Origin of the sequence: Nocardia coubleae NBRC 108252 (genome assembly GCF_001612805.1) — a bacterium.
In the GTDB taxonomy this organism is placed as follows: Bacteria; Actinomycetota; Actinomycetes; order Mycobacteriales; family Mycobacteriaceae; genus Nocardia; species Nocardia coubleae.
Map to the genome: position 1 here is coordinate 71,622 of NZ_BDBD01000005.1, position 12,660 is coordinate 84,281.

Here is a 12,660-nt window from a genome sequence, read left to right on the forward strand (position 1 = left end):
AGCTGAAAGGCGCTAAACGGCAAGCGACTTACGGATCCTTCGCCGCCGTAGCTGTTCACTGTGTCTTCCGTGCCGATGAGCACACACGAAAGGGCCCGCACCGGCGAGTTGCCGGCGCGGGCCCTTCTTGTCGGTGTCCTCAGACAGTGGCGGCGATACGGTCGCCGATCTCCACGGTGGAGGCGGTGCCCGTGCGGGCGGCCAGGTCCTTGGCGACAGCGGATTCGATGCGGGCGGCGCCTTCGGTGTTGCCCAGGTGGTTGAGCAGCAGGGCCACCGAGAGGATGGCGGCGGTCGGGTCGGCCTTGGACTGGCCGGCGATGTCGGGGGCACTGCCGTGGACCGGCTCGAACATCGACGGGTTCACACCCGAGGCGTCGATATTGCCCGAGGCGGCCAGGCCGATGCCACCGCTCACGGCGGCGGCGAGGTCGGTGATGATGTCGCCGAACAGGTTGTCGGTGACGATCACGTCGAAGCGGCCCGGGTCGTTCACCATGTGGATGGTCGCTGCGTCGATGTGCTGGTAAGCCGTTGCCACATCGGGGAATTCGGCGCCGACCTCGTCGACGGTGCGCTGCCACAGCGACCCGGCGAAGGTGAGCACGTTGTTCTTGTGCACCAGGGTGAGGTGCTTGCGGCGGGCCTGCGCGGTGGCGAAGGCGTAGCGGACCACGCGCTCGATGCCGAAGCGGGTGTTGTTGGAGACCTCGGTCGCCACCTCGTGCGGCGTGCCGACGCGGATCGCGCCACCGGTACCGGTGTACGGCCCTTCGGTGCCCTCACGCACGACGACGAAGTCGATGTCCGGGTTGCCGCTGAGCGGGCTGGTGACACCCGGGTACAGCTTCGAGGGCCGCAGGTTCACGTGATGATCCAGCGCGAACCGGGTCTTCAGCAGCAGCCCACGCTCGAGCACACCGCTCGGCACCGACGGGTCGCCGATCGCGCCGAGCAGGATCGCGTCGTGCTGCTTCAGCTCGGGCAGCACCGACTCCGGCAGGATCTCCCCGGTGCGGTGGTAGCGGGCGGCGCCGAGGTCGTACTCGGTCTTCTCGACGCCGGGCGACACCACGTCGAGCACCTTGAGCGCCTCGGCGATGACCTCGGGACCGATGCCGTCACCGGCGATGACTGCGAGTTTCATGAACAAGCTCCGTTTCGAAGCCGGGGCGGTTCGCCACCGGGATACGAGTGCGCGCCGCCACCGTGGGGTGACGGCGCGCAGCTGCCGATGTCCCGGCGTCGAACCGGGACGTCAATCTCAGGCCAGGTCGACCAGGACAACCTTGGCGGCACCGACGGCCTCGCCGATCGCGGTCTGCACCTCGGCGGGCACCTCGCGGTTCACGCGCAGCACGACGGTGGCGCCTTCGGCATCCACGTCCTGGCTCAGCTGAGCGGCCAGGATGTCGATCTCGGCCTCACCGAGCAGGGTGCCGATCTTGCCGAGCGCGCCCGGCTTGTCGCCGTAGTTCAGCACGGCCAGGTTCAGGCCCTCGGCGCGCATGTCGTAGTTGCGGCCGTTGATGTTGACGATCTTCTCCACCTGGGCGGGCTCGGTGAGCGACCCGGCCACGTTCAGGGTGGAGCCGTCGCCGAACACGGCGCGCAGGTCGACCATGCTGCGGTGGTTGGGGCTCTCGGTGGCGGTGGTGACGGTGGCGGTGATGCCACGCTCCTTGGCCAGCGACGGCGCGTTGACGAAGGTGACCTGGTCCTCGACCAGCGCCGAGAACACACCGCGCAGCGCCGACAGCTCGAGCACGGCCACGTCCTGGGCGGCCAGCTCGCCGCGCACCTGCACCTCGATGCTGACGGGCAGCTCGTTGGCGATGGCGCCGAGCAGCGCGCCCTGCTTGCGGACGACGTCGAGCCAGGGGGCGACCTCGTCGTTCACGGCACCACCGGTGACGTTCACGGCGCCGGGCACGAACTCACCGGCCAGCGCGAGCAGCACCGACTTGGCGACGTCGGTGCCCGCGCGGTCCTGGGCCTCCGAGGTGGACGCACCCAGGTGCGGGGTCACGACGACCTGCGGCAGGTCGAACAGCGGCGAGTCGGTGCACGGCTCGGTCTCGAACACGTCGAGGCCCGCGGCACGCACGTGACCCTTGGTGATCGCGTCGGCCAGCGCCTGCTCGTCGATCAGCCCACCGCGCGCGGCGTTGACGATGACCACGCCCGGCTTGGTCAGCGCCAAACGCTCGGCGTTGAGCAGGCCCTTGGTCTCGGGGGTCTTGGGCAGGTGCACCGAGATGAAGTCGGCGCGCTGGAGCACCTCGTCGAGCGTGAGCAGCTCGATGCCGAGCTGGGCGGCCTTGGCCGGCGACACGTAGGGGTCGTAGGCGACGATCTTGGTCTCGAACGCGGCCAGGCGGGCCGCGAACAGCTGACCGATGCGGCCGAGGCCGATCACGCCGACGGTCTTGCCGAAGATCTCGACACCGTTGAACTTGCTGCGCTGCCAGGTCTTCTCACGCAGGGTGGCGTCGGCGGCCGGGATCTGGCGGGCGGCGGCGAGCAGCAGGGTGACCGCGTGCTCGGCGGCGGTGTGGATGTTGGAGGTGGGCGCGTTCACGACCATCACGCCACGCTCGGTGGCGGCGGGCACGTCGACGTTGTCGAGGCCGACGCCGGCACGGGCGACGATCTGGAGCTTCTTGCCCGCGTCGAGCACCTCGGCGTCGACGGTGGTGGCGGAACGCACGAGCAGCGCGTCGGCCTCGGGGACCGCGGCGAGCAGCGCCGGGCGGTCGGGGCCGTCGACCCAGCGAACCTCGACACCGTCACCGAGCGCGTCGACGGTCGACTGGGCGAGCTTGTCGGCGATCAGAACTACAGGACGGCCTGCTTGGCTCACTGTGGGGTACTCCTGGGGAAGAAAGGGGTCGGCAGTTACCGCGGCCCAGAATAGTCGCCGGGGTTCGGGTCCCCTTACCCCCCTGCCCGAAAACCGGGTGAACCCTGGGAGCCGCGCCCCTTAACATCACCGCATGTCGCTGCGCACCGTCCCCGAGTCGATGGATCCGGCCGTGGTGGCCGCCGTCGACGCCGAGCTCGACCGGGTGGCCGCCGAGCACGGTGTGCGCATCCGTCTGGCCATCGAAAGCGGCAGCCGCGCTTGGGGTTTCCCGTCCCCCGATTCCGATTACGACTGCCGTTTCGTCTATGTCGCGGGCCTGGAGACGTATCTGTCGCCGTGGCGTACCCGCGATGTGATCGAGACGCCGCTGGCCGGCCTGCTCGATGTGAACGGCTGGGATCTGGCCAAGGCGCTGCGCCTGCTGGTGCAGGGCAACGCGGTGCTGGTGGAGTGGCTGATGTCACCCATCGTCTATCGCGGCGACGAGGATTTCCGTGCTCGGTTGCGTGAAGTCGCAGCTCAGGTGGCCGATCGCGACCGCATCGCCCGTCACTATCTGCACCTGGGTGCCCGGCAGTGGGGGCTCTACGCGCGCAACGGCGGGTTGAAGAAGGTGTTCTACTCGCTGCGCCCGGCGATGGCGCTGCGCTGGTTGCGCGAGCATCCCGGCGCGGCAGTGGCGCCCATGCACCTGCCGACATTGATGGCGCAGTGCGAGCTGCCCGCCGATCTGGTCGCGGCGGTCACCGAACTCACTGACCTGAAGTCGCGCACCCGCGAGATGGGGGCATGCGCACCGCCTGCCCTGATCCCCGCCTTCATCGACGACGAGTTCGCCAGGGCGGCAACAGAGTTCACCGCACGTGCGCCGCGCGACCTCAGCACGGCGCAGGCGGTGACCGACGAGTTCTTCCGTGCGGAGGCCCTGAAATAGCAGAAACTCCGCACCATCCGGTGCGGAGCTTCACGTTCGTACGCTGGTTCGCGCAGAATCAGAGGACGCGGACGTCCTGAGCCTGGGGGCCCTTCTGACCCTGGCCGATCTCGAACTCCACACGCTGACCCTCATCGAGGGAGCGGAAGCCCGAGCCACTGACAGCCGAGTAATGCACGAAGACGTCGGGGCCTCCGCCGTCTTGCGCGATGAAGCCGAAGCCCTTCTCGCTGTTGAACCACTTCACAATGCCCTGAGCCATTTCAAAAACTTTCCTGTAGACGAGCCAGGTCCTAATAGTCCGGTCCCGGTCTCACTGTTCAACAATGCCACGGTTTCGGAAATTCCTCCACACCTCCACCGGAGCGCTGTGAGCAAGCCAACCCTGTTAGCTGCCAGTTGGTGCTGTCACATAGTCACCGAGGTGGATGCTGCGCGGATGCCGGTGCGGTTGCCACAGGGATGCGGCGAATTGTCCGGAACACGAACCGAACCGACTGGCACGCATCACCATCGATAACCCTATTGCGCGGTGACCGGCCACCGTCAGCGACCCTAGACATTTTCGATAAAACCAGTACGGCAAATTCTCTACCAGCGTACTTTCCGTTTCGTGAGGGTGCACACACCCCCGACGAGAAAACGCGCAAGGAGCTGAGCGTGCTGAACATCAACCATTTCACTTACGGCTGGCTGACCCCGCTGCTCGCCTATCTCATGTCGGTCCTCGGATCGATGCTGGCACTGCGTTGCATGGTTCGCTCGCGCGCCTCCGGCATCCACGGCGGATGGCTCACCGCGGCCGCGATCGCACTCGGCGGAACCGGCATCTGGGTTATGCACTTCATCGCCATGCTCGGTTTCTCCGTGCAGGGCGCGACCATCCGCTACAACGTGCCGATCACGCTGTTCAGCGCCGCCGTCGCCATGGCCGTGGTGTGGCTCGGCTTGTCGATCGTCGTACGCCGCAGCTGGGACACCGCCGCGCTCCCGGTGGGCGGGGCGATCACCGGTCTCGGCGTGGCAGCCATGCACTACGCCGGGATGTACGCGATGAAAACCGACATCGAGATCGTCTACGAGCCGACCGTCGTGGTCGCCTCGCTGGTGATCGCCGTGGTCGCCGCCACCGCGGCCCTCTGGTTCGCCCTGCACATCCACGGTTTCCTCGCCACCATCGGCGCCGCCCTGCTGATGGGCGTGGCCGTCACGGGCATGCACTACACCGGCATGTTCTCCATGAGCGCCCACACCAGCGCGCACGTCGCCCATGCCACGGGCGCTACCGCGTCACAGCTGCTCACACCGCTGATCGTGGCCATCAGCATGGTCACCATGATCCTGCTCATGCAGGTCGGTATCACCGAGGCCGAGGATCCGAATCTCACCCGCCCGATCCACGGGCAACGCGCCAGCCGTTTCTGGCCGAGCGGCCAGAACTAGTCGACGACGCGCACCCGCTGCGCCTCGGGACCGCGCCGCGTCTCGTGCACCGCGAACTCCACGCGCTGACCGGCCCGCAGTGTCCGGAACCCCTCGCCGACGAGTTCGGTGTACTCCACGAACACCTCCGGTCCGCCCGCGTCCGGGGTGATGAAACCGAACCCCTTGCCGCCGTCGAACCAGCTCACCACGCCGCCGGTCATCCACCGACCTTCCTAATCATTTGCCTGACATGCCGATTCGTTCATGGTCGCATGCCCTCGGGCGCGACACGAAAGCGCACGGACCGGTCGACGCACCCGAGCTGGATAAACTCCAGCCAGGTTCGTCCGCGAGAACGGAGATCCGGTGTCTCACCATCCTGCGCGACCCCCGCTCCGGCACGGCTGCTCATGATCCGCATCGCGGCGAGGCCCGCCGCCGAGGCACTCACGGTCGTCGTCGCCACCTCCGTGGCGGTGCTCGCGATCATGATGCCCATCAGTTTCGCCGATCTGGGCGAATCCGCCCACCACGATCTGCTGGTGTTCAACATCCCGCGGGCGATGACCGGCGGCGCGTTCATCGCGGTCATCACCGCCGCTGTCACCGTGGCGGTGGGCAGTGTGCGCACCGCCCGCTGGACAGCCCTGCTCGCGCTCGCCGGGATTCTGTTGAGCCACCTGCTCGCCGTCGGCGACAGCAGCGACGGTCGTCTCGACAGCGGTGTGTCCCTGGCCACCCTGAACTTCGTCGACGCGCTGCTGGCCGGGATGGCGCTCGGCGCGACCGCGGTGGCGGTGTGGAACGAGCAGCGGCTGCGCATCGCGTTCCTGTTCGCCGCGATCGCCGCCACGGTCCTCGGTGACATCACCCAGACGCCGACCGACGACACCACCGGCGGTTTCGACGGGGCGCTCGCGGGCTCCCTGCCGCTCTGGTTCATCGGGGGCAGCGTGCTCGCACTCGCCTATTTCGCGGTCACCAGCGCCGCGCCCGCCCCGTCACACACCGATTCCGCGATCCCGCTCGCGCCGGTGCTCGCCGCCGTTTTCGTCTACTCGGCGATCATCTTCACCTCGCTGAACGTGTCGCACCACAAGACCAGCCTGCGGCACGTGGTGATCGCCTCGATCATTGTGCTCGCCGCCACCGCGGCCGCCGCCCTCGTGCTGCCCGAGCGCGACGGCGTGCTCACAGTATTGATGTCATCGTTCTCGGTGGCGGGCAGCCTGGTCATCACCCTGCCCCGCAACGGCTGGGTGGATCTGGGCACCCTCGTCGCCATCACCCTCGGTCTCGGCCTCGGCCTGCACCGCCCACGCCCCCTCGCCGCCGCCCTCTGGATCGTGGCGCTGGCCGGCCTCACCCTCGCCGCCGACATGACCGCGCCGCCGGCGACACTCACCGCGGCCGTCGGCTGCCTCGCGCTCGGCGCCATCTGTGGTTACGGCGTGGGCAGTGCGGTTCCGGTCAACTCCTCGTCGGCGGTCGTCGGTTTCTGCGTGCTGTTCGTCCCTTCCCTCGGAGTCGCACTGAGCGACACCGAATTCGGCCACCTCGCCTACTCCTCGGCCTGGTACCGCACCGCGGAGGTGGACCGTGGGCCTGTGCCTGGCACCGTCGCGGTGATCATCGCGCTCGTCTGCGCGGCCATCGTCGCCCTGATCCTGCGCCGGCGTCAGCCCTCCTTGCCGGATCAGTCCCTCTAGTCAGCGCCTGCCGCAACAGCTTTCGGGGTATACCCAGTTCATGAGTTTCCCGGTGTCCTTCGGGCTCCCCCAGATCGGCCTGCTCGCCCTGCTCACGGTCGGCGTCGCCCTGCTCGTCGCGGCAGTCCTGGCCCGCCGCCGCGGCCTCAAATCCGTGCTGGGCCGCGCGATCCCCGGCCTCGCCCTCCTCCTGGCCGCGACCGTGCTGCTGTGGATCGCCACCCTCCTGCAGACTTATCTCGGCCTCACCGGCGAGATCAAAGCGGCCCACGTGACCGCGAAAACCGTTGGGGACCAATCCCTCGAACTCGACGTCACCACCTTCGACACCGATGGAACTGTCACCGACCGCACCACCCACCGCGTCGAAGGCGACCTGTGGGTGATGCAGGCAGCCATCGTCGAACTGGAACCCTGGGTCAACGCCCTCGGCTTCCACTCCGGCTACACCCTCACCCGCCTCTACGGCCAGCGCCTCGACGGCCGACCCACCACCCAGTCCCACATCTTCCTCAACGGCTCCGACCGCGACTTCTTCGAAGACATGCGCGAAAACCGCTGGTACACCTCCCCCTTCATCCGCTCCGCCTACGGAAACGCCGTCATCGCCTCCCCCGGTGAATACGACGTCTGCATCTCCCGAGACGCCATCAAGATCTGCCCACCTCGCTGAAACCTCTGAGTCCGCACGAGCTTTCGTGCGTACATTGGATCAGTGGAGATTCGCAGATACACCGAGGCCGACCGTCCGGAACTGACGGCCCTGGCCTCCCACGTCGGCGAGGGCTCCCCGACGGCCACCCTCTGGGGCCACCCCGAATCCGAGAAAGCCGTGTACCTGACCCCCTACATGGACCTCGCCCCCGACTCTCTCTTCCTCGCAGTGGACGACGGCCGCCTGGTCGGCTACCTCACCGGCTGCGTCGACAGCACCACCTTCCCGACCGAAGAGGCCCGCCTCGAATCCGCAATCCGCGACCACCGCCTGCTCCTCCGCCGCAAACCCGTCACCTTCTTCGCCCGCGCCCTCACCGACACCGCCCTCGCCAAACTCCGCCACCACCCCCTCGCCACCGAACTCACCGACCCCCGCTGGCCCTCCCACCTCCACATCAACCTCACCCCATCCGCCCGCGGAACAGGCGCCGCCGACGCCCTGATGCACCACTTCTTGGACCACTTGAGCGCGAGCGAATCCCCCGGCTGCTACCTACAAACCCTCGTCGAAAACCCCCGCGCCATCCGCTTTTTCGAACGCCACGGCTTCACCGCCCACGGATCCCCTGCCGCAGTCCCCGGCCTGCGCTACCAAGGATCAAAGGTCCACCAACAGACCATGGTCCGCCCAACCTCACCCCTCTGATCAGGAACTACTCCGCCAATCGAATTCGAGCCGCTTCGATTTCATCGGCCAAGCGCCTATGCAGATCAGCCGCATGCACATCGACGACGACCCAGACAATGTCGTCATCGAACGCGGCTCGTCCTCGAGCGGCAGATCGGCAATTTCATTCAGCGTGGCGTCGAATCAGCGCAGCCGCTAGTCGACCGTTCGTCAAGCGCGCCAGGACGGCTTCGAATTCACTCCGGCGTTCCTCGAGCAGCACGCTCGTGCGCACCGCATTCACCAGAGCCGTCCCCAACCGGAACCCAGCCGCACCCAACAACTGCTCGACCATCGCGAACGAGGGCTGCCTCCGCCCCGCCTCCACAGTCGCGACCGTCGACTGCGCAACCCGTGCCGCTTTGCCAACTCACGCTGGGACAACCCGCGACGACGTCGAGCCTCGGGAACCACGCCCCTGCAGTCGACTGTCGCTTGCCCCAAAACTGTTCGCTCGAGTGGAAGTCAGCAGGTCACTACTCGGCCGCAGGCGTAGAGACCATCCACTCAGCGCGAGCCAGCAGCTCGTCGAAAGTCACCACCTCGGGCAGTTGCATCTCGCGCCGGTACAGCTCGAAAGATCGAATCTTCGGCTGATGGTCGCCGCCTGCTTCCCCTACGAGCTGCTCGAGCCGGCCGACGACGACGTAGGCGCGGGGACGGAACATGTAGGTCCAGTCGCCGGCGATATCACTGCCGTCTTCGGCAGTAGCCTGCAGCCGATCGGTTATCTCACGCGTAGCCATATGGACCGTCGACTGTGCCTGTGCAACAGCACCTGCCAATTCCTTGGACGGACCCCAGACACCGGGTCGGTATTCACTTGCGGTGAGCAGTGGCGTGTCGTGGGTCTTGAACTCGACGAAGACCATAGATCGGATCCGCCCCGACGTACGTAGGAGTCCATCCACCCGCTTCCCGGCACCGGTGACCGAGAACCCAGCCACCACCTTCTCCAAGCTCTTCGCATCCCATTTCGTCAGCACCTGAGTTGCCAGCGACGTGCCGAGAATCCACGGGTTCTGTTCGAAGAAGCGCTGCCAGACCTTCTCCTTGCCTTTTCCTGGAATCTCCTCGGCCTCCTGCGCGAAGGCATCCGCGTCGGTCAACAACGTGCGGAAACGTTCTACCTGGACTCGACGGTGCGCCAGTCCGATCACGTCTCGGGCATCGACGTCGTTCACGATGAGTTTGCGGAAGAGCCCAGGATTCGCCCGGTATGCGGCGATCAGGCGCGGTTCGTAGTCATCACCGGGCGTTGCGAGTCCGAAGGTTTCGCAGAAGAGCTCGACCAGGCTCACACCGATCGTACGGTCGATCTGCAGCGATTGACTGCTCTTCGGGTGCGATACCCGATTCTTCGAGCCGAAGGTCGACAAGTGAATGAGCTGTTCGCCGTCCGCGTCGGTGATCAGCTGGTACCGGCACTCGACACTGGTCTCGGTCTTGTGCGGTTTGATGCGTTGCGAGTTCTCGGTTACCCCGGTTACTCGAGCCACCCTGCACCCCACTCGAATCATCTGCACTACAACGACATCGCCCGCGCACTTCCTTCATCTTGTACGCCACCCCACCCGCTGTCAACGGAACAACACGGCGCCGGTGAGATGTCAGCCAGAAGTCACAGCACTAACTCCAGTTACATGTATTTGTGAGGGTCGATTCGTTGCTACACACAGATATTCAGGGAAATCTGCGCACGCAAGGTAGGTAAGGCGCATCCTCGAACTGCTAGGACTGTGTATTGGGGAGCTCGTATGACCATCCGTCGTGGGGATGATGAGGGTGGGTCGGCTGGGTTGCCTGCGCTGCAGCGGCTGCCTGTGCGCGAGGCCAGGGATTTGTTCGAGCTGGTCAGGGCGGCGGGGGCGTTCGAGGCGGCGACTATGGACAGGTCGATCGACTCGTTGGTGGGGGCCTTGCCGCGGCCGTTGCGGCGGGTGGCGAAGAAGATCATGTTCGGTGGCCGATGACGGATCTGACTACGCGGGCGCAGTTGATTCTGTTGGCGCGGACGTTGCATGTGCATCCGCAGCGGGTGCATCATCTGCGGTATCTGGGGGCGGCGCGGTTGCACGAATTGCAGGCGCAGGTGTCGGCGGTGTTGTTCGATCAGCATGCGACGACGTTTCGGCGGATCAGTGCGCTGGTGCCGTATATTCCGCTGACGATCTCGATTCCGTTGGTGCAGAAGCTGGTTCCGCCGATGATGACGGGGCGGGCGGCGGGGGCTGTGGGGGTCGAGCATCCGCAGAAGGCTGTGGAGACGTTGGCGATGCTCGATACAAGTTATGCGGCCGATTGCGCACCGTATCTGGATCCTCGGGCCATCGCGCAGCTGGCCGATCAGGCGCCCGCGCGGCCGGTGGTGCGGATCGTCAACGAGTTGTTGCGGCGGCGCGACTATGTGACGGCGGGGCCGTTCCTGTCCTGTGCGACACCGGAATTGATCGCGGCGGTCGAGGCCGGTGTGGGTGACGATGCGGGGCTGATCTACTCGGCGGCGTACTCGTTCGATGCCGAGGTGCTGAGTGCTGTTGTGCGCCAGCTACTCGACGGGCCGCATCACCGGATCCCGCGCATGCTGCAGACGGTGCTCAACGGGCCGCCGGGGTTGCAGCATGCGGCGCTGTCGGTGTTTTCGCGTTGCGAGGACGACGTGGTGCGCCGGGTGGGCGACGTGCTGTTCGGTAATGCCCAGCCTGCCGACGTCACCAAACTGGTGCGGAACGCGCTGACCGTCGGTGCCATACCCGAATTCCTCACACTGGTAGGGCATCTGACACCGCTGGGGTTGTGGTCGCTGGTCGGCAACCGGGTGTTCGACGAGCCGGGTGTCGGTGCGCGGGTCGTGTCGACGCTGGAACATCGTGACGATGTCGAGAGCTGGCGCGGGTTGTTCACCCTGGCCTCGCGCATGGATGAGCGGGCCAGGAACGAGGTCGGCGATACGCTGGCGTCACTGTCGGACACGGCGGTGGCGGAGCTGCCCGCGCGGGCGACCGAAACCGGGTGCTGGCCCGCACTACTCGATCTCGTCGCCGCGTCGGGACCCGAGGCACAGAATCGTTTCGGAAAGGTGTGGGGCGGGCTGGGACCGGAGCGGCGCGCCCGGCTGCACCGGTGCATCACCGAACATCGGTACGACAGCAGGCTGGCCGAGATCACGGCGATGGTGGAGCCGGTGGAAGTGGACCAGTTGTTCTTCGAACGTCGGCGGACGCAGCGTCATCGGGGGTGACCCCGAGGCGTGGCACGACAGTTGGGCGGGTATGGGTCAGAGTGGTTGCAACCGAATCTTGGAGGACCCCTGATGCATCCCGACCTGGCACAACGACCGCCGAGCGGGGGAACAGCGATCATCGCCGGGGTCTCGGCGCTGGTCGGCGGCCTCATCGAGTTGATCTCTGCGGTCGTGTGGATGGCGACTTCGGACTACTCGCTGTTCGCGTGGGGGTTCGCGCCCGCGTGGGCTTCCTTTGTCTCCGCGGTGCTGATGGTGGTCGATGTCATCGCCGCTGTGCTGCTGCTGATCGGCGCGATCATGCTGTTGCGGCGCGGCAGACCAGGGCCGACGGTAGTGGCGCTGGGCTGTGCGGGAGTCGTCGGCGCCTACGTGGTCGGCGTGATTTCGAATGTCGCGCAGTTCGGCCGATTCGATCCCGGCAGCAAGATCTTCCTCGAGTTGACGTTCGGGCAGTCGGCGGTGAGGTCCCTGCTCGGATCGTACGTCGATCTGCCGTGGTTCCTACCGATTCTGCTGCTCGTATTCCCCGCGGTCACATTCCTGCTCGCGCTCCTGCCGTCGACGCGAAGGTGGTGCGGACGAGGGAATCAGCGGCCGGCTTGGGCGTCGGCCGCGCCCCGGATGCCGTACCAGCACCCCGGCATGCCGCAGGCGCCCGGATACGCGGCACCACAGGCACCGTGGGCTTCACCGGGACGCCACCCCCAGGTGCCGCGTCCGCAAGACGGATACCGATAGCGAGCACCCCCGGGTCCACCCCACTGAACATCACGCGACAACGGCGACGAACTAGGCGAGAGTGGGGTCCGAAGGTTTCACCCGAAAGGATCTGCCCATGTTCGACCGTTCTCCGCACCGCACCGTGATCCGGGTCGCCGTGATCGGTGCGTTCGTCGCCGCTCCCCTGGCCGGCGTGACCGCCCAGGCTTCGGCCGCCCCCGAGACACCCTCGCAGTCCATCGAATTCGTCGATCGGAACGGTCATCACGACAACGGCCTGCACCTCGGCCACTACCCGCTGCGAAAGCTGCTGCACCACCTCCTGCCGCACGGTGCCTTCGGCAGCGTGGACTGACCCGCCGGGATCGGCCGTCG

The 12,660-nt window shown here is 66.6% G+C and carries 14 protein-coding genes; 9 read left to right on the forward strand and 5 right to left on the reverse strand.

The window, feature by feature from the left end:
• Nucleotides 1-139: 139 nt before the first annotated feature.
• Entirely contained in the window at nucleotides 140-1,147 is a 1,008-nt protein-coding gene (locus NCO8_RS05135; RefSeq protein WP_067493324.1) for a 3-isopropylmalate dehydrogenase, read from the reverse strand.
• 117 nt (nucleotides 1,148-1,264) lie between these two features.
• Complete coding sequence (serA, locus tag NCO8_RS05140) at nucleotides 1,265-2,863, reverse strand: phosphoglycerate dehydrogenase (RefSeq protein WP_067636828.1); 1,599 nt, start codon at nucleotides 2,861-2,863, stop codon at nucleotides 1,265-1,267.
• A gap of 133 nt (nucleotides 2,864-2,996) precedes the next feature.
• Between serA and NCO8_RS05145 the strand changes: the two genes are divergently transcribed.
• Nucleotides 2,997-3,800 (forward strand): nucleotidyltransferase domain-containing protein, encoded by an 804-nt coding sequence (locus tag NCO8_RS05145; protein WP_067636830.1) that lies wholly within the window; start codon nucleotides 2,997-2,999, stop codon nucleotides 3,798-3,800.
• A 58-nt stretch (nucleotides 3,801-3,858) separates the two neighbouring features.
• Here NCO8_RS05145 and NCO8_RS05150 read toward each other — a convergent pair whose 3' ends face one another.
• Nucleotides 3,859-4,062, reverse strand: coding sequence for a cold-shock protein (locus tag NCO8_RS05150; RefSeq protein ID WP_014987157.1), 204 nt, complete (start codon nucleotides 4,060-4,062; stop codon nucleotides 3,859-3,861).
• 398 nt (nucleotides 4,063-4,460) lie between these two features.
• On the opposite strand from NCO8_RS05150, the gene NCO8_RS05155 reads away from it, so the two are divergent.
• The gene (locus NCO8_RS05155) at nucleotides 4,461-5,243 is read left to right on the forward strand and encodes an MHYT domain-containing protein (RefSeq protein ID WP_067636832.1); all 783 of its coding nucleotides are present in this window, start codon (nucleotides 4,461-4,463) and stop codon (nucleotides 5,241-5,243) included.
• On the opposite strand, the gene NCO8_RS05160 is transcribed toward NCO8_RS05155, so the two are convergent.
• Nucleotides 5,240-5,446: a cold-shock protein gene (locus NCO8_RS05160; protein ID WP_067493316.1), complete on the reverse strand. Its 207-nt coding sequence runs from the start codon at nucleotides 5,444-5,446 to the stop codon at nucleotides 5,240-5,242. The genes NCO8_RS05155 and NCO8_RS05160 overlap by 4 nt on opposite strands.
• A 189-nt stretch (nucleotides 5,447-5,635) precedes the next feature.
• Between NCO8_RS05160 and NCO8_RS05165 the strand changes: the two genes are divergently transcribed.
• The 3 genes from NCO8_RS05165 to NCO8_RS05175 are packed head-to-tail and all read left to right on the forward strand — an operon-like array spanning nucleotide 5,636 to nucleotide 8,297.
• Nucleotides 5,636-6,934: a hypothetical protein gene (locus NCO8_RS05165; protein WP_067636833.1), complete on the forward strand. Its 1,299-nt coding sequence runs from the start codon at nucleotides 5,636-5,638 to the stop codon at nucleotides 6,932-6,934.
• Between the two features lie 40 nt (nucleotides 6,935-6,974).
• Nucleotides 6,975-7,607: a hypothetical protein gene (locus NCO8_RS05170; protein ID WP_067636834.1), complete on the forward strand. Its 633-nt coding sequence runs from the start codon at nucleotides 6,975-6,977 to the stop codon at nucleotides 7,605-7,607.
• Nucleotides 7,608-7,649: 42 nt separating this feature from the next.
• Nucleotides 7,650-8,297 carry a GNAT family N-acetyltransferase gene (locus NCO8_RS05175; protein ID WP_084456596.1) on the forward strand — a complete coding sequence of 216 codons (648 nt, stop codon included), beginning with the start codon at nucleotides 7,650-7,652 and terminating at the stop codon, nucleotides 8,295-8,297.
• Nucleotides 8,298-8,794: 497 nt separating this feature from the next.
• Here NCO8_RS05175 and NCO8_RS05180 read toward each other — a convergent pair whose 3' ends face one another.
• A complete protein-coding gene (locus tag NCO8_RS05180) occupies nucleotides 8,795-9,817 on the reverse strand; it encodes a Shedu immune nuclease family protein (RefSeq protein WP_067636838.1) in 1,023 nt (340 codons plus the stop codon).
• A gap of 258 nt (nucleotides 9,818-10,075) precedes the next feature.
• Here NCO8_RS05180 and NCO8_RS05185 point away from each other — a divergent pair, with 258 nt between their 5' ends.
• The 4 genes from NCO8_RS05185 (at nucleotide 10,076) to NCO8_RS05200 (ending at nucleotide 12,640) form a co-directional block, all read left to right on the forward strand.
• On the forward strand, nucleotides 10,076-10,291 hold the full coding sequence (locus tag NCO8_RS05185; protein WP_067636840.1) for a hypothetical protein: 216 nt from the start codon (nucleotides 10,076-10,078) through the stop codon (nucleotides 10,289-10,291).
• The gene (locus tag NCO8_RS05190) at nucleotides 10,288-11,559 is read left to right on the forward strand and encodes a hypothetical protein (RefSeq protein ID WP_067636842.1); all 1,272 of its coding nucleotides are present in this window, start codon (nucleotides 10,288-10,290) and stop codon (nucleotides 11,557-11,559) included. The genes NCO8_RS05185 and NCO8_RS05190 overlap by 4 nt, the downstream gene beginning before the upstream one ends.
• 72 nt (nucleotides 11,560-11,631) lie before the next feature.
• Complete coding sequence (locus NCO8_RS05195) at nucleotides 11,632-12,303, forward strand: hypothetical protein (protein WP_067636844.1); 672 nt, start codon at nucleotides 11,632-11,634, stop codon at nucleotides 12,301-12,303.
• A gap of 97 nt (nucleotides 12,304-12,400) precedes the next feature.
• Complete coding sequence (locus tag NCO8_RS05200; RefSeq protein ID WP_067636846.1) at nucleotides 12,401-12,640, forward strand: hypothetical protein; 240 nt, start codon at nucleotides 12,401-12,403, stop codon at nucleotides 12,638-12,640.
• Nucleotides 12,641-12,660 lie beyond the last annotated feature (20 nt).

Bases quoted from the DNA above. Each gene is read 5' to 3' on its own strand.
- NCO8_RS05135 (WP_067493324.1), bottom strand. From the start codon at position 1,147: ATGAAACTCGCAGTCATCGCCGGTGACGGCATCGGTCCCGAGGTCATC.
- NCO8_RS05145 (WP_067636830.1), top strand. From the start codon at position 2,997: ATGTCGCTGCGCACCGTCCCCGAGTCGATGGATCCGGCCGTGGTGGCC.
- NCO8_RS05150 (WP_014987157.1), bottom strand. From the start codon at position 4,062: ATGGCTCAGGGCATTGTGAAGTGGTTCAACAGCGAGAAGGGCTTCGGC.
- NCO8_RS05160 (WP_067493316.1), bottom strand. From the start codon at position 5,446: ATGACCGGCGGCGTGGTGAGCTGGTTCGACGGCGGCAAGGGGTTCGGT.
- NCO8_RS05165 (WP_067636833.1), top strand. From the start codon at position 5,636: ATGATCCGCATCGCGGCGAGGCCCGCCGCCGAGGCACTCACGGTCGTC.
- NCO8_RS05170 (WP_067636834.1), top strand. From the start codon at position 6,975: ATGAGTTTCCCGGTGTCCTTCGGGCTCCCCCAGATCGGCCTGCTCGCC.
- NCO8_RS05185 (WP_067636840.1), top strand. From the start codon at position 10,076: ATGACCATCCGTCGTGGGGATGATGAGGGTGGGTCGGCTGGGTTGCCT.
- NCO8_RS05190 (WP_067636842.1), top strand. From the start codon at position 10,288: ATGACGGATCTGACTACGCGGGCGCAGTTGATTCTGTTGGCGCGGACG.
- NCO8_RS05195 (WP_067636844.1), top strand. From the start codon at position 11,632: ATGCATCCCGACCTGGCACAACGACCGCCGAGCGGGGGAACAGCGATC.
- NCO8_RS05200 (WP_067636846.1), top strand. From the start codon at position 12,401: ATGTTCGACCGTTCTCCGCACCGCACCGTGATCCGGGTCGCCGTGATC.